The organism is Candidatus Paceibacterota bacterium (genome assembly GCA_035452965.1).
GTDB lineage: Bacteria > Verrucomicrobiota > Verrucomicrobiia > Limisphaerales > UBA8199 > UBA8199.
Genome location: DAOTCE010000053.1, coordinates 1 through 19,300 on the forward strand (window position 1 = coordinate 1; position 19,300 = coordinate 19,300).

General features: G+C 62.8%; 15 protein-coding genes and 1 CRISPR repeat array. Of the genes, 12 read left to right on the plus strand and 3 right to left on the minus strand.

Features of this window, described 5'->3' with window-relative positions; translation table 11 throughout:
- Positions 1-64: 64 nt before the first annotated feature.
- Positions 65-760: a CRISPR direct-repeat array (repeat unit 36 nt; unit sequence ATTGTAGCGCGCGCGCCTCCGGGGGGAAGGCAAAAC).
- Between the two features lie 524 nt (positions 761-1,284).
- Positions 1,285-2,871, plus strand: coding sequence for a 30S ribosomal protein S12 methylthiotransferase RimO (rimO, locus tag P5205_21520; protein HSA12943.1), 1,587 nt, complete (start codon positions 1,285-1,287; stop codon positions 2,869-2,871).
- Between the two features lie 34 nt (positions 2,872-2,905).
- Here the strand turns inward: rimO and P5205_21525 are convergent, their stop codons facing one another.
- A complete protein-coding gene (locus tag P5205_21525; GenBank protein HSA12944.1) occupies positions 2,906-5,929 on the minus strand; it encodes a malectin domain-containing carbohydrate-binding protein in 3,024 nt (1,007 codons plus the stop codon).
- Between the two features lie 300 nt (positions 5,930-6,229).
- On the opposite strand from P5205_21525, the gene atpB reads away from it, so the two are divergent.
- The 11 genes from atpB (at position 6,230) to mutT (ending at position 15,521) form a co-directional block, all read left to right on the plus strand.
- On the plus strand, positions 6,230-7,165 hold the full coding sequence (gene atpB / locus P5205_21530; GenBank protein HSA12945.1) for a F0F1 ATP synthase subunit A: 936 nt from the start codon (positions 6,230-6,232) through the stop codon (positions 7,163-7,165).
- Positions 7,166-7,240: 75 nt separating this feature from the next.
- Positions 7,241-7,453, plus strand: coding sequence for an ATP synthase F0 subunit C (locus P5205_21535; protein HSA12946.1), 213 nt, complete (start codon positions 7,241-7,243; stop codon positions 7,451-7,453).
- A gap of 54 nt (positions 7,454-7,507) precedes the next feature.
- On the plus strand, positions 7,508-8,059 hold the full coding sequence (gene atpF, locus P5205_21540) for a F0F1 ATP synthase subunit B (GenBank protein HSA12947.1): 552 nt from the start codon (positions 7,508-7,510) through the stop codon (positions 8,057-8,059).
- A gap of 39 nt (positions 8,060-8,098) precedes the next feature.
- Positions 8,099-8,491, plus strand: coding sequence for a F0F1 ATP synthase subunit delta (locus tag P5205_21545; protein ID HSA12948.1), 393 nt, complete (start codon positions 8,099-8,101; stop codon positions 8,489-8,491).
- Positions 8,492-8,518: 27 nt separating this feature from the next.
- A complete protein-coding gene (atpA, locus tag P5205_21550; GenBank protein ID HSA12949.1) occupies positions 8,519-10,051 on the plus strand; it encodes a F0F1 ATP synthase subunit alpha in 1,533 nt (510 codons plus the stop codon).
- A gap of 76 nt (positions 10,052-10,127) precedes the next feature.
- Entirely contained in the window at positions 10,128-11,006 is an 879-nt protein-coding gene (gene atpG / locus P5205_21555) for an ATP synthase F1 subunit gamma (GenBank protein HSA12950.1), read from the plus strand.
- A 38-nt stretch (positions 11,007-11,044) separates the two neighbouring features.
- Positions 11,045-12,457: a F0F1 ATP synthase subunit beta gene (gene atpD / locus P5205_21560; protein ID HSA12951.1), complete on the plus strand. Its 1,413-nt coding sequence runs from the start codon at positions 11,045-11,047 to the stop codon at positions 12,455-12,457.
- A 27-nt stretch (positions 12,458-12,484) separates the two neighbouring features.
- Positions 12,485-12,904 carry an ATP synthase F1 subunit epsilon gene (atpC, locus tag P5205_21565; GenBank protein HSA12952.1) on the plus strand — a complete coding sequence of 140 codons (420 nt, stop codon included), beginning with the start codon at positions 12,485-12,487 and terminating at the stop codon, positions 12,902-12,904.
- A gap of 83 nt (positions 12,905-12,987) precedes the next feature.
- Positions 12,988-13,743 (plus strand): tetratricopeptide repeat protein, encoded by a 756-nt coding sequence (locus P5205_21570; protein HSA12953.1) that lies wholly within the window; start codon positions 12,988-12,990, stop codon positions 13,741-13,743.
- The gene (locus tag P5205_21575) at positions 13,740-15,029 is read left to right on the plus strand and encodes a UDP-glucose/GDP-mannose dehydrogenase family protein (protein HSA12954.1); all 1,290 of its coding nucleotides are present in this window, start codon (positions 13,740-13,742) and stop codon (positions 15,027-15,029) included. Before P5205_21570 ends, P5205_21575 begins: the two co-directional genes overlap by 4 nt.
- A gap of 75 nt (positions 15,030-15,104) precedes the next feature.
- The gene (mutT, locus tag P5205_21580; protein HSA12955.1) at positions 15,105-15,521 is read left to right on the plus strand and encodes an 8-oxo-dGTP diphosphatase MutT; all 417 of its coding nucleotides are present in this window, start codon (positions 15,105-15,107) and stop codon (positions 15,519-15,521) included.
- Between the two features lie 15 nt (positions 15,522-15,536).
- Here the strand turns inward: mutT and P5205_21585 are convergent, their stop codons facing one another.
- Positions 15,537-17,936, minus strand: a complete 2,400-nt coding sequence (locus P5205_21585; GenBank protein HSA12956.1) for a D-alanyl-D-alanine carboxypeptidase — start codon at positions 17,934-17,936, stop codon at positions 15,537-15,539.
- Between the two features lie 299 nt (positions 17,937-18,235).
- Positions 18,236-19,300: PEP-CTERM sorting domain-containing protein (locus tag P5205_21590; protein HSA12957.1), on the minus strand; the 1,065-nt coding region annotated here is incomplete at its 5' end.

Sequence of the window (19,300 nt, forward strand, 5' to 3'; positions counted from 1 at the left end):
ACTAACGTGAAGCGGACGCAAGTACACGGTGTCCAAAAAATGGGGGGAAGGGAAGACGCGGGACATTGTAGCGCGCGCGCCTCCGGGGGGAAGGCAAAACAAGGCAAAGACGAAATCGAACTTCACTTTGATTGTAGCGCGCGCGCCTCCGGGGGGAAGGCAAAACGCCGGGATGGGTTGGCCCGGTCTTTCCCCGATTGTAGCGCGCGCGCCTCCGGGGGGAAGGCAAAACAACCCGTCGAGCCGGCCGCCGTCCAACTGGATTGTAGCGCGCGCGCCTCCGGGGGGAAGGCAAAACGCTGGGCGAGGAGGGCCTGTTCGAGCTGCTATTGTAGCGCGCGCGCCTCCGGGGGGAAGGCAAAACCGGCATGGGTGTCAGTTACAACACCTTGGCATTGTAGCGCGCGCGCCTCCGGGGGGAAGGCAAAACGGCGCGAGCAGGAGGGTGCTGGTCCCGGCTATTGTAGCGCGCGCGCCTCCGGGGGGAAGGCAAAACCACCGGCTCCAGGAACCGCCGCAGCGCCTCATTGTAGCGCGCGCGCCTCCGGGGGGAAGGCAAAACATCGCCGCACGGAGGCGGGTGAGTTGTTGGATTGTAGCGCGCGCGCCTCCGGGGGGAAGGCAAAACTGGCCATTTCCGCGACCGCTGCACCCGCCCATTGTAGCGCGCGCGCCTCCGGGGGGAAGGCAAAACGAGCCGCCTCGATGGCCGCCCTCACCTCGCATTGTAGCGCGCGCGCCTCCGGGGGGAAGGCACAACCTGCCAGGACCTGGCACTCTGAATCTGCGCATCGCCCGCATTTGTGGCTATCAGTGCAGGCTGGTCCCGTTGGGAATCTGAGATGTGGCCTGGGTTGCGCCGCAAGAACCGGCGAGATGCCTATGTGAACCCTGCTATTCCCCGGTGTGTATCCCATGGGGGTCGGGCCCCATGGGATACACACAGGGGTCCCTCCACGGTGTCGCCGGGACCAAGCCGTACAAACGCGCTGCACTGTCCATTTTTTGGACAGTCGGGGGAGGGGGTGGCCAGGGATTTGCGCCTTTTGTTTGGCGCTGCCTGCGGCTGGTGACCCTGGAGCGGGTGGAAGAGTCGCCGTTCTCTTACGGAACGCTGGGTTGCAGCCGGCGCCGGGGCAGGGGCGTAAGGCTGACTCACGCGTTTTGGAGGGGTTACAGGACGCATCCTCTGATATGGCGCCCTGGTTCCCGCGGGGCAAGGCTCAAGGTCCGGGGCCGAAGGTTGCCCGCGCTGAGTCGCTGACGTAAGCTGAGCGGTCTTTGATGATAGCAGATGCCAAAGAACGACCGGTGCGGGTGGGCTTGATTTCGCTGGGCTGCGCCAAGAACCTCGTGGATTCCGAGGTGATGGTGGGCATGTTGTTGAAGGATGGCGTGGAGATCACCAACGACACGGCACAGGCGGACGTGGTGATCGTGAATACCTGTTCGTTCATTGAGTCTGCCCAGCAGGAGAGTGTGGATGCCATTCTGGAGTCGGCCGGGTTGCGCCGGGCGAAACGCCGGGGCCAGGGGTTGATTGTCGCCGGCTGCCTGACGCAGCGGTTCCGGGAACAACTGCCCGCGCTGCTGCCGGAGGTGGACGCGTTTATGGGCGTTGACCAGGTTGCGCAGGTCACGAACATTGTGCGCGAGGTCATGGCTCGGCGGGGAGGAAGCGCGGGATTAAAGCCCCACCCCCGCAGTCCGCGGCGTGCGGGCGTTCGAGGGGCGCCGGCTTCCTCGTCACAAACGGAAGCGTTCCTGCTGACTGTCACACCTCGTCCCCGTTATATCCCCGACTACGCGACGCCGCGATTCCGGCTCACGCCGCGCCATTTCGCCTACGTCAAGATCGCCGAGGGGTGCAATCACCCGTGCAGTTTCTGCATCATACCCCGGATTCGCGGCTCGCATCGCAGCCGTGCGCAAGGCGACATCATAGCCGAGGCCAGGGCGTTGATTGCGGATGGCGTGCGGGAGTTGAATCTGATTTCGCAGGACTCGACGTATTACGGGATGGATTTGCGACCGGGCCGGGGAGGGGCCATTGCAGCGCCGGAGCGGTTCGCCGCGGCGGTGAAGTCGTTGCCGGGCGGGACAACCACGATTTGCACGCTGCTGCGGGAGCTGAACGCCTTGCCGGGCGAGTTCTGGATCCGGCTCCTGTATACGCACCCGGCGCACTGGACGGACGAGCTGATGCGCACCATTGCGGAGTGCCCCAAGGTCGCGCGCTACGTAGATATCCCGTTGCAGCACATCCACCAGAACATGCTGGAGCGGATGCGGCGCGAGACTTCCCGCCAGTACATTGTGGATCTGCTCCGCCGGATTCGGGCCGCCATTCCCGGCATTGCGCTGCGCACCACGTTCATTGTCGGGTTCCCGGGCGAGACGGAGGCTTGCTTTGAGGATTTGCTGAGCTTCATTCGTGAGGCCAGGTTCGAGCGCCTCGGCGTCTTCACCTATTCGCAGGAAGAAGGCACGCGCGCCGGGCAGATGACCGGCCAGCTTTCAGACGCGCTCAAGCGGAAGCGCCGGAGCCTCGCCATGGCGGCGCAGCACGAGGTGGCGGTGCGGGTGGCTGAGTCATTTGTCGGTCGCACTCTGAAGGTGCTCGTTGAGCAGGCCGCCAGCCCGGCGGAACTCCGGCGGGCGCGGGTCAGCTCCTGGGAGCACGGCCTGATTCGCGGGCGGGACCGGCACATGGCCGGGCTCAAAGGCCGGTTCCTGGTCGCTCGTGGGGAGGCCGACGCCCCGGACATTGACGGGCGGGTCTATGTGCGCGGCGGGTTGCCGGTGGGCCAATTTGCGCGGGTAAAGGTCGTCGGCCACACCGATTACGACCTGATCGCCGAGCCGTGCTGAGGATGGCGGCCTGAAGCCGCCCGGGATCGCGAGGTCAAGGGTGCGTGATGACGACGGTCTGGTTGAGCCTGGGGGCGGTGGCGGGGTAGAGGACGGGCTGGCCCTGGCTGGGTTGCACCCGGATGTAATACTCGAAGTCGTCTTTGGCGCCGGCAGGCACTTGAACGGAATAGACCCCGCGCGCGACCCACTTGAGCGGCACCTGCGCGAACCGGCGCGCGCCGAGTTTGCGCCAGTAGAGGGCGCCTTCCCGCGGCGGGGCTTCGGACAGCACAATAACCTTCAGTTTCAGAGCTTCGTTGGCGGCGAGGCTGGTGCGGGTGGTCGGCACGATGATTCGGGTGGGGCCGCGGTATGAGTGGCCAGGCAGGGCGTTGGCGGGCAATGGTTCGCCGAGCAGGTTGGCAAGTTCTTCGCCGGGTTTGGCCAGCAAGCCGGGCAGGATGTGCTGGTTCCAGTTCATGACGGTGCCCAGTTCGCCCGTGGTGGTCACTGTGGCCAGCAAGTGGTCGAAGACCGCGCCGAGCAGTTCAACGAGCTTTACCCGGAGGGGCAGGGCGAGACGGCGCGCCATGTCGCGCTGCGCGGTGGCGTCCTTCTCCTGTTTTACCCTCTCGAAGACCCGGTTGTATTCGCCCCACGCGCAGTTGAGCTCGCCCACCGCGCGCAGGTAAGCGAAGGTATGGAACCAGTAATCGTATCGTTCCCGGTTGCCCGGACCCACAGCGCCCAGGCGAAGGCCCTCGAACTGGTCCACAAAGGCGTAGTCCCGCTTCACTTCCGCCCAGGGCCGGCCGTCGGGTTGAATGCCGCCGGGGCCGCCCACCCAGTTGCAGGGGTGAGGCATGGCGCCATCAAGTCTGGCGAAGATGGCGGCGGCCGCATCGCCGATGCCATGCCCGAAGTGCTGCTCCGCCCAGTCGGCGTAGAAGTCCCTGCTGTTGGGGGCAACGGGTTTGGGCAACTGCGTCCCCGGCAGGTCGGCGGCGTAACCCGCAACGGCCGGCCCGCCGCAATTAAGCTTCCAGGAGAACCCGGTCCCCTCGACGGAGATGGCGGCGATACTGGGGAACTCGACGCGCGGCACGAAATCAATGTTCAGCCAGCCATCGGCGACGAGGACATTGGTGTAGGTGTAGTCCAAGGCGCGGTTCTTGCCGACCTTGGCAAAGATGTCCAGGCCCTTGAGCACCGTCTGGCCTTGCAGCTTCACGTCGAAGACACGGACGCCCGGCGCATCGTAGTGTGGCTCACAGAACTTCAGCGTCACCGTGCAGGGGCCGTTGGTGGCCGGCAGGTGATATGCCGACAAGTTGTAGCGGACGGTCTGGTAGATAGCGGGCGTGGTGGTGTCGGCGATCGGATTGTTGGGAAAGCCCGCGACCTCGCCGCCAACGGGTCCGGCCACGCGGGGCGGTGCGGGCGCGGGCGGGGCCGGCTTATAGGCTTCGGTCCACGCACCCTGCTCCCAGGCGGCTTGCGCCAGCGCGCCGATGTTCGGACTCAGGCAGCGTGTGCGCCAGTGGATGCCCATCAGGCCGTCGCAGCCGTAGCGCAGCGCGTCGTAAGCGTCGCGCCGCATCCGGCCCGCCCACAACTGCGGCGCCGTCATCGCCCCGTCATCTTCCAGCCAGGGGATGGCCCATTTGGACCGGCCCCGCACCTCGGCGAAACCCGCGTCCACCGGCGTGTAGCCCACTTGCCGGTTGATGCAGCTCACCGCCACCGACTTGGGGAGCGCCTTGTCGAACATCGCGCGGTCCTGTTGCGGCCCCAGCACCCAGCCGCAGGTGGCCAGGCTGAACGGCACCCGTGCCCGCTGCCAGGCGGCGATGGCGGCGGCCAAATCGTTCGTGGTCGCCCGGATCTGCTCATCTTTCACGGCCGACCACGTCCAGCCTTCCGGCGTCCAGAACCAGTAATAGTCCAGGGGGTAAGCCGCGGCGGCACGGCGGAAGATGCCTTCGTAAAGGTCCTGGAGCGCACCCGGGTCGGCAGGGTCTCTGCCCTGCGCCTTGAGCCGCTCCTGCACCAGCTTCGGCACGGTGAGCGGCGTTTCCGTGCCCACACAAGTCTTCACGCCGACCTGATGCGCGAAGGTGAAGGCCTCACGGAGCATTCCCGCCGTGCGGTCGAAGACCTCGTTGCAGGCTTCCGGCGTGGTCGGAGCGGGCAGGTAATCCCGCATGACTTCGGGCCCGAAATCATCACGCTCGAACAGCGCCGCGCTGCCGAAGATGTAATCGCTGGTTTTCGCCGGCGCGTAGCCCCAATTCCCGCGCCGGGTATTCATGTAGCTCGACGGGTAGCTGAACTTAACCTTGCCGCCCTCCGCGATGTCACTGGCCAGGCCGATCCATACTGTGGGTTCGGCATTCGGGTGTCCTTCGGGGTAAGTGTGGAGCCCGAAGAAGTTCAGGCGGAGCTTGGGCAACTGGCCGATGATCGCCAGGTAGTCGTCGCGGTCCCACCAATCGGGCCCTTCCGGGAAGTCGTGGAAGGGCTGGATGCCCCGCAACGCGAATAGCGGGGCGCCGCGCTCGTCCAGCATGGGCAGCGACCACTCCACCTGCTTGTCGGGAAGAACATCACCGTGCAGGTAGAAGCGGACGCCCAACACCTCCGCCAGGCGGCAGGCGGCGTAAAGTGTGCCGGCATCATCTCCGCCGCTGACCAACAGGGCGTGCGCGCCGGCCACGGCGTGCCCGCGGGGTTGGGATTTGAGCCAGTAGCTTTGGGGCGTTAACGCATCCAGCGTTGGCAGAAGTTCCGGACTGGCGGCGGTCCGCGCCAGAGACCGGTCCTTGCGGGCGACCAGGATGAGGTCGCCTTTCGGGAGCGCGCCTTGCGGCTCGGTCTTCAACGGCAGCAACCGGCCCGTGCGCAGATACACATACCGCCGCACCTCTCGGGCGGCCAACCTCTCCATCCACGATGCGTCGCGCGGCGACACGATGACGCTCGGATTGGATTGCGCCGCGACAGCGGGCGGAACTGGGCTGATTCCCCCAAGACTCAGGGAAATGCCAAAGAGGAACAGGAGGGAATGGCGGTTCATGGTGTCACAGATTGTGGGTTCGATGCGCGTTCAGCTAGACAAGTCTAGTCGTCCGCGGCATTCCTTCAAACCAAAAGTCCGAGCCGGAGATGTGACAGGGTGAAACTTGCTGCTGCAGGCGAAGCGCGCGCGCTTCGGTCCGCAAATGAATCGTGTCACACTCCTGTAAGCTCTGGCTGCGCGGCGGAAAATCCTCCTTGTAACACCCGGAAAGATAGTACACCTTTGACAGACTTCCGGCTCAAAGTCGGTTTCTAACCGAGGGCACAACGTGTATCCCGGCACGGATGTTACGCACGAATGCAGTTGTTCAGAACTATTCTAGTCATGTGGCTGCTGGCAGGCTCGACCCTGCCAGTGCCAGGCGCCGAACCCGCGACCGCGACTCCAGCGGACGGGGTTGGAGCGCAGGCTGGGGCCGTCCAACATGAAGCGCACGGCCTGCCCCCGGATGCTCCAAGATTAGGCGCCAACCGGACTTCCTTCATCAGCAACTCAATGGTGGTGACCTGGACGGTGGCGATCGGCCTGATCGTCTTCACGCGCTGGGCCACTCGGAAGATGCAGCTTGCCCCCACGGGTGCGCAGAACTTCCTGGAGTGGCTGGTGGAGTCACTGCACGATTTCCTGGAGGGCATCATTGGCGCGAAGCTGGTGAAGAGGACGTTCTGGTTCTTCGCCACGGTGTTTATCTTCATCCTGTTTACCAACTGGTTCGGACTGCTGCCGGGGGTGGGCACCATCGGTTGGGGCGTCTCGGGCGAGCATGGATTCCAAGTGCAGACACCCCTGCTGCGGGGCGGCAACGCCGACCTGAACATGACGTTCGCGATGGCGATGATCTTCTTCTTCTGTTGGATCGTCTGGGCCTTGCAGTCTGTCGGGGTCAAAGGGATGTTCCTGGATCTGTTTGGTCCCAAAGGGGATACCGTTGGCGTCTTGAAGTATCTAATGATCTTTGTGTTCTTCCTGGTCGGCTTCCTGGAAGTGCTGTCCATCCTGTTCCGGCCGATCTCGCTGAGCTTTCGTCTCTACGGCAACATTTTTGCCGGCGAGAACATGCTCGAGGCGATGGCGAGGCTTGTGCCCGGCCTGGGCTGGCTGCTGCCGGTGCCATTCTATTTCATGGAACTGCTGGTCGGCATAGTGCAGGCGCTGGTGTTCATGCTGCTGACGGCCGTGTTCACGATGCTGATCTGCGTGCACGAGGAAGAGCCGGGAGGGGCCGGACACTGATCTGAGCAATTTCAACGGTCTGACCGTGTTCGATCGCGGGGGCTGTTGAGCAAGAGAAAGGTAACAAAACATATGATGATGCCAATGTTGGCAGAGGGACTGGCGGGAAATATTCACGTCGGCCTGGCGGCGCTCGGCGCCGCTATCGGCGTGGGATTCATCGGCATGAAGGCCTCTGAAGCCGTGGGACGGAATCCCGGGGCTTCGACCAAGATCCTGGTGCAGGCGATCCTGGCGATCGCCTTTGCGGAAGCCATCGTGTTCTACGCCATCTTCCTGGTGAAGTGACGCCAGGGCGCGGAGCTCTCTCGGCTCCGCGCCTGGCCCTTAACACCCAAGTTTATGCAATCGCCCGTTCTATTCGGAAGCATCGGCGGTGACCTTGGCCAGATGGCGCAAGACACCGCGGTGCGGTTTGGTGTGGACCTGCCGCACTTCATCGCCCAGTGCGTCAGCTTCGGCATCGTCGCCTTTCTGCTTCACCGGTACGCCTACAAGCCGATCCTGACCGTGCTGGCCGAGCGCAAGCGACGCATCCAGGAAAGCCTGGAGAACGCCGAGAAGGTCAAACGGGATTTGGCCAATGCGCAGGCCAAGACTCACGAGATGCTGGTGCAGGCCGGTCAGGAGTCGGCCCGGATGATCGAGGAGGCCCGCGCCGCCGCCGCCAAAGTGCAGGAGCAGGAAACGCAGAAGGCCATTGCCAGCGCCCAGGCCATTGTAGATAAGGCCCGACAAGCGACCGAGGCGGAGCACGCCCGGATGCTGGCCGAGTTGCGCCGCGAGATCGGCCGGTTGGTGGTCGCGACGACGGGGAAGGTGACCGGGAAGGTGCTGACGCTCGATGATCAGAAGCGTTTGGCGGAGGAGACCAACCGGGAACTGGCCGCCTGATCACCATTGTCCCTCGCTGCCAACCACTGACCTCGAGCCATGAAGACCTCCAAACAAGCCCGCCGCGATGCGAAAGAGCTGTTTTATTCGTGCCGCGTGGACGGATTGCTGGACGAGGCCAAGGTTCGCCAGGTCGTGCAACGGATTATCGCCGCCAAGCCGCGCGGCTACTTCGCTATTCTCAGCCATTTCCAGCGGCTGGTGAGACTGGACCTCCACCGCCGCACTGCCCGCGTCGAGAGCGCCGTGCCGTTGGCTGAGCCGCAGCAGGCAGCCATCCGGACTAACCTGGCGCGCCGCTACGGCAACGGCTTGATCTTCGCTTTCAGCCAGAATCCCGGCCTCATTGGCGGCCTGCGGGTGCAGGTCGGCAGCGATGTCTTCGACGGCAGCGTGCAGGCCAGGTTAGCCAGGCTTGAATACAGCTTTTAGAGCCCTTTTTTAGTTCGACACACAGATATGAGTTCAATCCTGCAGGAAATCGAAAGTCAGATTGCCGGGGTAAAAACCGCGGTGATGAAACAAAATGTCGGCGTTGTCCGCGAGATCGGCGACGGTGTGGCCAAGGTGGAAGGCCTGGCCGACGCGATGTACAACGAGATGCTGGACTTTGGTGGAGGTGTTACGGGCCTGGTGCTGAATCTGGAAGAGACCGAGGTCGGCGCCATTGTTTTGGGTGATTATACCGACATCAAAGAGGGTCAGGAGGTGCGGACTACCGGCAAGGTGTTGCAGGTGCCCGTCGGCATGGAACTGCTGGGCCGGGTGGTCAACACCCTTGGCCAGCCGGTGGACGACAAGGGGCCGATTCAAACGAAGAGCACCTACCCGGTGGAGAAGATTGCGCCGGGGATCATCCGCCGCAAGTCGGTCAGCCAGCCTGTGCAGACGGGCATCATGGCAATTGACGCCATGATCCCGATTGGCCGCGGCCAGCGCGAGCTGATCATTGGTGACCGTTCCACCGGCAAATCCACCATTTGCATAGACACCATCATCAGCAACGCACGCCTCAACAAGGCCGCCCAGGCGGCGGGCGACAAGACTTACCGCCCCCTTTACTCGATCTACGTTGCGATCGGCCAAAAGCAATCCAACGTCGCCAATGTGATCCGCGTCCTCGAAGAAACCGGGGCGCTGCCTTACACGATTGTCGTCGTGGCGTCGGCTTCCGACTCGGCCACCAACCAGTACCTCGCGCCGTTCGCCGGCTGCGCGATGGGCGAGTGGTTTATGGACAACGGGATGGACGCTTTGATCATCTATGACGACCTGTCCAAGCACGCGGTCGCCTACCGCCAGGTCTCGCTGGTGCTCAAGCGTCCGTCCGGCCGGGAGGCCTATCCGGGGGATGTGTTCTACCTCCACAGCCGGTTGCTGGAGCGCGCCGCCCGGCTGAGTGAAAAATACGGCAACGGATCGCTGACCGCGCTGCCGATCATCGAGACCCAGGCCGGCGACGTTTCCGCCTACATTCCCACCAACGTCATTTCGATCACCGATGGCCAGATCTTCCTCGAGACGGACCTTTTCTACCAGGGCGTGCGACCGGCCATTTCGGTGGGCATTTCGGTCTCGCGCGTGGGGTCGGCCGCGCAGGTTAAGGCGATGAAGCAGGTCGCCGGGCGCCTAAAGGGTGAACTCGCCCAATTCCGTGAATTGGCCGCCTTCGCGCAATTTGGCTCCGATCTGGATGCCAAGACCCAGGCCCAGATTGAGCGCGGCCGGCGCATCATGGAGGTTTTCAAACAGCCGCCTTACAATCCCATCCCCGTCGAGGTGCAGGTGGCGGTCCTCTGGATGGCCCAGAACGGCTTCACCGACGACGTGCCGGTGGAGAAGGTGAAAGACTTCCAGAACAGGCTGACGGAGTTCCTGACGACCCGGCGGGCGGAACTACTGGCCAGGATCCGGCAGGAAAAGGCGCTCAGCGACGCATTGACGGCCGAAGTGAAGGCGGCTGCCACGGAGTTCAAACAGACTTACAAGTGAACCTCGATTTGCCATCGCAGCGGCACCTGACAGGCTCTAGCCATTGGGCCTTTGGTGTCCGGACTTCGGAATAGTCATGCCCAGCACCCGCGACATCCGCCGCCGCATCAAGTCGGTCAAAAGCACGGCCCAGATTACCAAGGCCATGCAGATGGTGGCATCGTCAAAGATGCTCAAAGCGCAGCAGGGCGCTGTCAATTTCCGGCCCTTCGCCGCGATGGGCGGCGAACTGATGGGCTACTTGACCCAGGATACGAGCGACTATCGGCATCCGCTGATGGAAACGCGAGAGGTGCGCAAGCGAGCGGTGATCCTGGTCGGCACCGACAAGGGCCTGTGCGGCGCGCTTAACTCGAATCTGTTCCGCGAGGCGTCGAAGTGCGAAACGGCGACCACCCAGTTCATCGCCGTCGGAAAGAAGGCCGCGCAGTTTGTCGCCCGCACCCGGCGGAAGCTGATCGCCGAGTTTACCTACCACGACACCCCGACCTATGGCGAGTGCCAGACGATTTCCAAGTTCGCGCAGAATCTGTTTCTCAAGGGCGAAGCCGATGTCGTGGACGTGCTCTACACACGCTTCATCAACACGCTACAGCAGCGGCCCGACGCGCGCACGCTCCTGCCCATGCGCACGGCCGAAAGCCTTCTGAGCGAGGCGCGTGGCGAAGCGGAGCCGCCGTCGGCGGAACGGCCGCGTTTTAACTTTCTGTTCGAACCGGACCCGGTGACGGTGATGGACCGGTTAGTGCTTTACTTCCTGGATTTTCGCGTGGCGCAATTGCTGCTGGAGGCGAAAGCCAGCGAGCACAGCGCCCGCATGGTGGCCATGAAGAACGCCACCGACAACGCCAACCAACTGGTCAAGCAGCTCACGCTGGACTACAACAAGATGCGCCAGGCCAGCATCACGAAGGAATTGCTGGAAATCGCCAGCGCCGCCATGGCCCTTGGGTAAGCGACCCTGGTCAGACCTTTTACGAACCATCGAAACGCATGAATAAAGGCAAAATCGTTCAAGTCATCGGCCCGGTGGTGGACGTCGAGTTCCCCGATCAACTCCCCGCCATCTACAACGCTCTGACCGTCGAATACGACCTCCCGCTCCAGGGCAAGACAAAGCTGACGCTCGAAGTCCAGCAACACCTCGGCGACCGCTGGGTCCGGACCGTTGCCATGTCCACCACCGACGGCCTGAAGCGCGGCATGGAGGCGCTCGACTCCGGTCAGCCCATTTCGATGCCCGTAGGCGACTGCGTCATGGGCCGCGTGTTTGATGTGACCGGCAATCCCGTGGACGAGCGCGGACAGATCGTGGCCGAAAAATACTGCCCCATTCACCGCGCCGCCCCGACGCTGACTGACCAATCCACCACCCCGCAGATCCTGACCACCGGCATCAAGGTCATTGACCTCATTTGTCCATTCTTGAAGGGCGGCAAAGTCGGCGCGTTTGGCGGAGCTGGCGTGGGCAAGACCGTCGTGATCATGGAATTGATCAACAACATCGCCAAGTTGCACGGCGGCGTCTCGGTTTTCGCCGGCGTAGGCGAGCGCACCCGCGAGGGCAACGACCTCTACACCGAAATGTCGGAAGCCGGCGTCATCAACCAGAAAGACCTGGCCAAGTCCAAGATCGCCTTGGTATACGGGCAGATGAACGAGCCGCCGGGCGCGCGGTTGCGCGTCGGTCTGTCGGGGCTGGCGATCACCGAGTACTTCCGCGATGACAAGAACCAGGACGTATTGCTGTTCATTGACAACATCTTCCGTTTCTCGCAGGCCGGCTCTGAAGTGTCCGCCCTGCTTGGGCGCACCCCCAGCGCCGTCGGTTATCAGCCGACGCTGGCTGCCGAGATGGGCGATTTGCAGGAGCGCATCACCTCCACCAAGAAGGGCTCCATCACCAGCTTCCAGGCGGTCTATGTGCCGGCGGACGACCTGACGGATCCCGCGCCTGCCACCACCTTTGCGCACCTCGACGCCACCATCGTGCTGGAGCGCTCGATCATGGAGTTGGGCATTTTCCCGGCGGTGGATCCCCTATCCTCGACCTCGCGCGCGCTGGCGCCCGAGATCGTCGGCCAGGAACACTACGAAGTCGCCCGCGGTGTCCAGAAGGTGCTCCAGCGCTACAAGGACCTTCAGGACATTATCGCCATCCTCGGCATGGACGAGCTTTCGCCCGAGGACAAGCAGACAGTCTTCCGTGCGCGCAAAATCCAGCGTTTCCTGAGCCAGCCTTTCTCGGTCGCGGAAGTCTTCACCGGCCGGCCCGGCAAGCAGGTGCCGGTGGCTGAAACCGTCAAAGGTTTCAAGGAAATCCTCGACGGCAAGCACGACGAGGTTACCGAGGGCAACTTCTACATGAAGGGCCGGATCGAGGAGATCAAAGAAGCGGAGGGTTGAGCGCCGGCCCACAACACGCGGCATGTCATGAGTTCCACCTTAAAACTCGAAGTCACCACCCCTGGCGGGCGGGTCTATTCCCAAAACGTGGACATGGTCACGCTGCCCGGGCAGGAGGGTGAGATGGGTATTCTGCCGATGCACGCCCCATTGATGACGTTGCTGGGCGAGGGGGAAATCATCGCCCGGCGGGGGAATATCGAAGACCGCCTCCTCGTCACTAGGGGATGCGCCGCGATCACGCCTGACCGCGTCGCGGTGCTCACTGTCTTCGCGACCGACGAAGCCGCGATTGACGCCAAGAAGGCCGAAGCGGCCCGCGCTCGCGCCGAGGCCCGTCTCAAGGAGAAGATCTCGCCTGAGGAGGTCGCCCTGGTGCAGGCATCGCTCACCCATTCGCTGGCTCAGTTGCGGCTGAAACACCACCGCCCTCCGGGCCAGCATTAGGGCGATTACCGGAGGAATCCACCCGCGCGGCACCATTTCAAGCTTGCGTTCAGGAAGTCTGAAAGGAACATTGCAGCCTTTATATGGAATCTACTGTTGAGCATTTGCCGATGTCGCACAAGGCGTGGGCGTGGTTTGAGGCGAATAGGAAGCAAACGCTTTATGGGGGCGGCGCTGTGCTGCTTGTCAGCTTGATTGTCGCCTACTTCCTCTACCGGCATAACGCTCAGGAAGTGGCCGCCAGCGAAGCATTGTCGAAGGTTACCGTGCCGCAGATGATCGGGAGCGGCAGTCGCACTGGCGTTGCGGAAGCGTATTTGAAGGTCGCCGATACCTATCCGAAGTCCGGCGCCGGAGCGCGCGCACTGTTGCTGGCGGCGGGCGACTTTTACACGGAAGGCAAGTATGACCTGGCAAAGGCGCAGTTCGATAGATTTAGACGCGAGCACTCCAAAAGCCCGTTCATCGGGCAGGCGCTCCTGGGTTTGGCCGCGTGTCTGGATGCGCAGGGCAAGGCCCGCGAAGCGATGACCGCATACCAGGACGTGATCACACGCCGGCCGGGTGAAAACGTCGTGTCGCAGGCGCGGTTTGCGCTGGCGCGCCTGCACGAGGCGCAGAACGAGCCGGAGAAGGCGCGCAACCTTTACGAAGAGGTCGAGCGCACTGATCCCTACGGCCCGCTGGGCCCTGAGGCCGGCATGCGATTGGAGGAGTTGAAGGTCAAATACCCGAAGCTGTTTGCGGTTCCCGCACCAGTAGTAGTGGCCCCACCCCCGACCAACACGGCCCCGGCGACCACTAACGCGGCACCGCTAAGGATCGTCACTCCCAAATGAACCTTACAATCATCGGCACAGGTTACGTAGGGCTGGTCACCGGGGCGTGCCTTGCCGAGGTGGGACACCAGGTGGTCTGCGTGGATAACGACGCGGACAAGGTGCGGGTGTTGCAGGGGGGCGGCATTCCGATTTACGAGCCGGGCCTGGAGGAGTTGGTGAAGGAAAACGTCGCCGCGGGGCGCCTCAGCTTCACCACGAGCACCGCGGAGGGTGTCGAGAAATCAGATGTCATCTTCATCGCTGTCCCGACCCCGCCGCTGGCCGACGGCTCGGTGGACATGAGTTTCCTGGAGAAGGTCGCGCGCGACATTGCCGGCGCGCTGACCTCCTACAAGATAGTCGTGGATAAGAGCACGGTGCCGGTCAAGACCGGCGACAAGGTGGCGGAGACCATCAAGCGCTACTGCAAGGCGCGCGTGGACTTCGACGTGGTGAGCAATCCGGAGTTCCTGCGCGAGGGATTTGCCGTCGAGGACCTGATGCGGCCTGATCGCATTGTGGTCGGCGTGCGTTCGCAGCGGCCGGTGGCCGCGATGCAGGAGGTATATGCGCCGTTCAAAGCGCCGATCATTGTCACCGACATCAACTCCGCCGAGCTGATCAAGCACGCGTCCAATTCATTCCTCGCGCTGAAGATCTCCTACATCAATGCGGTCTCCGTGCTATGCGAAGCGACGGGGGCCAACGTGCAGGAAGTGGCGAACGGCATGGGGATGGACGCGCGGATCGGCCGGCGTTTCCTGCAGGCCTCGCTCGGCTTCGGGGGGAGCTGCTTTCCCAAGGATCTGAGCGCGTTCATCAAGATCGCCGAGCAGGTTGGCTACGATTTCCGGCTGCTGAAGGAAGTTCAGCACATTAACGCGGCGCAGATGGACCGCTTCGTCAAGAAGATCGCGGACACCCTTTGGGTGCTCAAAGACAAGACCATCGGCGTGCTGGGCCTGGCCTTCAAGCAGAACACCGACGACATTCGAACATCGCCGGCTATCGAGCTCTGCTGCCGCCTGCAAAAGGAAGGCGTGGCTCTGCGCGTGCACGATCCCAAGGCCATGGAAAAGGCCAAAGCAGTGTTGAAGGATGTCACCTTTGTCCAGGACATGAACGCGGTTGCCGAGGGTTGCGACGCGCTCGTGATCGCCACGGAATGGGATGAGTTCAAGCGGCTTGATCTGGAGCGGACCCGCAAGGCGCTTTCCCACCCAATCCTGTTTGACGGCCGCAACCTCTTTGATCCGGCCGAGATGGAGCGCCTGGGTTTCATCTACAAGAGCATTGGGCGCTGAGCTGGCCTTTGCGCGGCCGGAGTTCCGACACTGAGAACCGATTTCCCGCTTTGTTCATCTGACCTTCTGACTGCCTTGGCTTGTACGTCCGTCATTGATGTCGCCGCCGCGCTGGTTTTCCGCGGTGGCAAGCTGCTGATCACGCAGCGCCATGCGGAGGCGCACCTGGGCGGGCTGTGGGAGTTCCCGGGCGGGAAGCGCGAAGCGGAGGAGACTTTTGAGGATTGCCTGATGCGCGAATTGCGCGAGGAATTGGGCATCGAGGTTGCCGTGGAGGAACTGGTGGAGAGCATCACGCACGCCTACCCGGACAAAACGGTGCACCTGCGGTTCTTTCGCTGCCGCTGGGTCAAACATGAGCCGCAACCGCTGGGCTGCCCCGCGTTCAAATGGGTGCGGGCGGCGGAGTTGAACGAATACGCCTTTCCGGCCGCCGACGCGCGGTTGCTGGAGACACTGCAGCAAGACAGCGGGCTTTGGGATGGGAAGTGAGTCTGGGGATTGGGTTTATTCCACCAATAGAACGCGGTAGAAGCGTTGAGGAGCACCGCTCAGGGTGGAATCAACCTGGAAAGCCGTGGTGTTGGTCGCGATGACGTCCGCGCCGAGGGCTTGCCAGGCGGAAGCCGGCAAGTTGGTTGCGTATTGGACGCGGTATTTGAGGCCCGCGCTGGCCGTCCAGGTTAAGGTCAGTGTGTGGCCGGCGGAGTCCAGTTGCGCCGGCAGCAGCGCTGGCGAGTCCAGGACGCCGAAGAATCGCAGCACGTCGGACATGCAGGCGTCGCGGGCAACCGAGTTGGTGATGGTCTCGAAGGGGAATCCGAAATTGACGACCTTGCCTCCGCCGAGGGAGCCGTCGTATTGCACGGCGGCCACGCCGCCCAGGCCGCCGGAGTAGGTGATGGCAGGACGGCTGCCATTGGTGGGGACCATGACGTCCGGGTAATTCACGTTGTAGGTGCCGCGGGTGCCGTTGTCGAAACCGCCGGCGGAATTGCCGGCGAAGATGCCGCCCGCGGCGGGGGAGAAGGCGTAGGTGTTGGCGTCATCGCTGCTATAGACCGCACGCAGTTGATCGTGGTAGAAGCTCCGATCGGCAGCCGCCGGACCGCTGCTGCGATCGAGGTCGTAGCCGCATTCAGAGCCGGACACAAAGAGGTTTCCTCCCGCGTTCAGGTAGGCCGTGACGAGCGACTGTTCGATCGTGTCGAATGACCGGTCAGCGGCGCCTTCCTCGCCCAGGAGCCAGACCACGGCCGGGTAACCGGCAAGTTGGACCGTGCCATTAATGACGGCGTCGTGGTGGGCGGTTTCAAAGCCGGGCCCGCTGATGTTCTGGCCGGCGATGGCGGCAAAAGCGTGATTGGTGCAGGTGGGGTTTTCCGCGGTCAGGAATTGCCACCGGTCGTTGCCGTCCACGATCAACACCCTCGGCGAGCCGCCGGTCTGGGCGCCGTAGGTGCGGGATGCCTTGCTCTCGCCGCCGGGGCTGACCACGCTGACTTTATAGTATCGTTTGGTTGCAGGCGTGAGGCCGGAGTCGGTGTAGGTGTGGACATTGGCGGCGACGTTTATGGGCGGGCCGAAAGTCACGCCGTTCGGGCTCGCATAGATGCGGTAGCCGGTGCGAACGAAGTCTTCGTCGGACCACGTCAGCTTCAGCGATGTGCCGTCGGGTTGGCTGCTGACCCGGGTCAGCGCGGGGCTGACGGGCACCCCGCGCGCGCCGAGCAGGACGACGCAATTGTCTATCGCGTTGCGGGTGGCGGATTGGTCAATGTCGGCCTTGTTGGCGATAAAGGAAAACAGGTAGCGGCGATTATCGTTTTCGTTGTCAATGTAACCGCTAAGGGCGATGGAGATGCTGAGGGAGCCGGTCTTGGCATGAACCTGGCCCGAGCCGTCGGTGCCGCAAAAGCGGCTGCCGATCGTGCCGTCCACGCAGCCGATGGGCAAGGTGTCGTCCCAGGTCGGGAATGCCGCCAGCATGTAGCGCGTGAGGAGGAGGCATTGCCGGGCGCTGAAGCGGTTGCCGTGGGAGAGGCCGGAGCCGTCATTCATGACCATGGCGTTGGTGCTGATGCCGGCGTTGCCATGGATCCAGCGCAGCACTTGTGCGGCGCCCGCCGAGTAGGAGTCGCCGGCGCCCAGTTTCCAGCCCAGATGCCGGCAGAGCGCGTCGGCCATCGCGTTATGGCTGACTTTCATTAAAGGGATGCACGCTACGTCGAGCCGGAGTGGCTTGCCGCCGTAGGTCAGGTCGGAAGACTCATGGGTGTAGAACAGCGTGCCGGGTGGCGCAAAGCCGGTCTGACCCAGCGCGCTGCCTGATACCGCAATGCCCTGAGCTTGCAGGGCGGCCAGGAAGGCCGTGGCGGCCGTGGCGTTCTTGGCTTGCGTGGTCGTGGCGCCGATGTTGCCCGTGGACCCGAAGCCGTAAGTGCACATGCCATAGCACTGCACATTGCCGCTGACGTTGGTAAGCCCGAGCGCCTTAAGCTGGGTGGCGATACGGTCCAGGCCGGCGCGAGCACTGGAGAACACGGTCGTGTTCCAGGTCAGGTCGTGCTCGGACACCAGGTTCAGGTTGCCGGTGAGGATGCCGTTGGTCAGCGTGCCGTCCCAATAAACCCGCGTTTGGAAGGAGTAATTGGTGCCGAGCAATCCGAAGGCGGCTGCCGTCGTAAACATCTTCGTATTGGAAGCCGGCGCCAGGCCGGTGTACGGGTTGCGTTGGTAGTAGATGACCGAGCCGTCGGAGTTTTCGACCAGCACCGTCCAGGTGTTTGTCGCCACGGCCGGGCGGGCAAGAATGGCGTCAATTTGGTCGGGGATAGTCTGCGCCCAGCCGGCGGCGGGAAGGAAGGTCAGGGCCGCCAGGACGAACTGCGCATGGAAACGACTCATGCTAAGGAGGCAGCATACCACGGGTTCGCATGAAAACAACCGGGAAATGGGGCTGCGTTGGCAAGAGCCTCAGTCCTGGGTGGGGCCACCTCGGCGAGGAGGCCAAACGGTGGCGCTTTTGGCGAAAGCCTGGTTCTTTCGACTGGGAAGAATGCGCCGACTGACGTCGGCGGCTACATAGGATGGGCTTGCCGAGCAGGCGCTGAGGCGGGTGTGGGCCGAGTGGGATTGCAGAGCCTCCAGATGAAACAGAAAGGGGCGTGCCAGGCACGCCCCTGTCAGGTTGTTGGTGATTCTGTTTAGCGACGGCGACGCAGCAAGAACGCCAGGCCACCGAGAGTCAACAGGCTCAATGTCGTCGGTTCCGGAATTATCGAGAAAATGCCAGCCGAGTCATATTCCGTGACCCAATGGCCACCCGGCGTCCAGAACTGGACTTGCTCGATCGTGCTGTCCAGTACGACCAGGTTGCCGGCGGCGTCAAAGGCCAGCTCACGCCCACGGGCGCCCGCATCGAACTCTTCTATAAAGGCACCGGTCTCCATGTCAAAGATGCGCACATACCCATTGTCATAGGCCGAATACGCCACAAGTCCCGCATTTTCATCAATGTCTATGCCACGCGGGCTGCCGGCGTAGGCGGCGGACGCAGACCAGATCTTATCGTCATCAAGGGTAAGCGTCCCCTCGCCGTCGAACTTGATGATCGGCGGGGCTTGGTTAATTGTACTGCGGTATGTATTGACGTACCAGTCGCCATTGCTGTCCCGCGCCACGTCGTAGGGGTAAAAACCAGACCAAGCGGTATTACCAATGATCTGCGTGCCCGTGTCGGACGGAGTGGCTGTGGCATTGGCTCCGAGGTCGTAGCGGATGAGGCCGGTGCGAGCATTCGAGTAAAAGCCATTGACCAAGTATATCTGGCGGTCACCACCTGCCTGCGTGCCGGTCACGACAATGCTGTTGATATACTGATTGGCGGTCTTGTTGGATGCGGCAATCAGCTGCGTCGCGGACTGCAAATCGGAACTCATCTCGTAGCAGAGATCGTTCGAGAGGTCGGTGACGTATAGATGGCCGTCCGGGCCGATGGTGCTCTTGCCGGGGCCGAGTGTGCCACCCCAGGTGACGCCGCCGGTTCCGAAACCAAGGTGTGCACCATCCGCCCGCAGGACGTAGATTCCTTCAGGTGTGCTGCGAGCGAAGCCTCCGGCAGTAGTATTGCCGGTAGTAGCATTGGACACGAATACCTTGCCGAAGTTGGGACTCGTGGGATTCTTGTCAATTGAAATCCCGTTCGGGGTATAGATGCCTGAATCCTTAGCGAAGCACACTTTGCCGCTCAGCAATGTGGGGAACGGAGC

Excerpts from the sequence above, each read along its gene's own strand:
- rimO (HSA12943.1), top strand. The coding sequence starts at position 1,285 with ATGATAGCAGATGCCAAAGAACGACCGGTGCGGGTGGGCTTGATTTCG.
- P5205_21525 (HSA12944.1), bottom strand. The coding sequence starts at position 5,929 with ATGAACCGCCATTCCCTCCTGTTCCTCTTTGGCATTTCCCTGAGTCTT.
- atpB (HSA12945.1), top strand. The coding sequence starts at position 6,230 with ATGCAGTTGTTCAGAACTATTCTAGTCATGTGGCTGCTGGCAGGCTCG.
- P5205_21535 (HSA12946.1), top strand. The coding sequence starts at position 7,241 with ATGATGCCAATGTTGGCAGAGGGACTGGCGGGAAATATTCACGTCGGC.
- atpF (HSA12947.1), top strand. The coding sequence starts at position 7,508 with ATGCAATCGCCCGTTCTATTCGGAAGCATCGGCGGTGACCTTGGCCAG.
- P5205_21545 (HSA12948.1), top strand. The coding sequence starts at position 8,099 with ATGAAGACCTCCAAACAAGCCCGCCGCGATGCGAAAGAGCTGTTTTAT.
- atpA (HSA12949.1), top strand. The coding sequence starts at position 8,519 with ATGAGTTCAATCCTGCAGGAAATCGAAAGTCAGATTGCCGGGGTAAAA.
- atpG (HSA12950.1), top strand. The coding sequence starts at position 10,128 with ATGCCCAGCACCCGCGACATCCGCCGCCGCATCAAGTCGGTCAAAAGC.
- atpD (HSA12951.1), top strand. The coding sequence starts at position 11,045 with ATGAATAAAGGCAAAATCGTTCAAGTCATCGGCCCGGTGGTGGACGTC.
- atpC (HSA12952.1), top strand. The coding sequence starts at position 12,485 with ATGAGTTCCACCTTAAAACTCGAAGTCACCACCCCTGGCGGGCGGGTC.
- P5205_21570 (HSA12953.1), top strand. The coding sequence starts at position 12,988 with ATGGAATCTACTGTTGAGCATTTGCCGATGTCGCACAAGGCGTGGGCG.
- P5205_21575 (HSA12954.1), top strand. The coding sequence starts at position 13,740 with ATGAACCTTACAATCATCGGCACAGGTTACGTAGGGCTGGTCACCGGG.
- P5205_21585 (HSA12956.1), bottom strand. The coding sequence starts at position 17,936 with ATGAGTCGTTTCCATGCGCAGTTCGTCCTGGCGGCCCTGACCTTCCTT.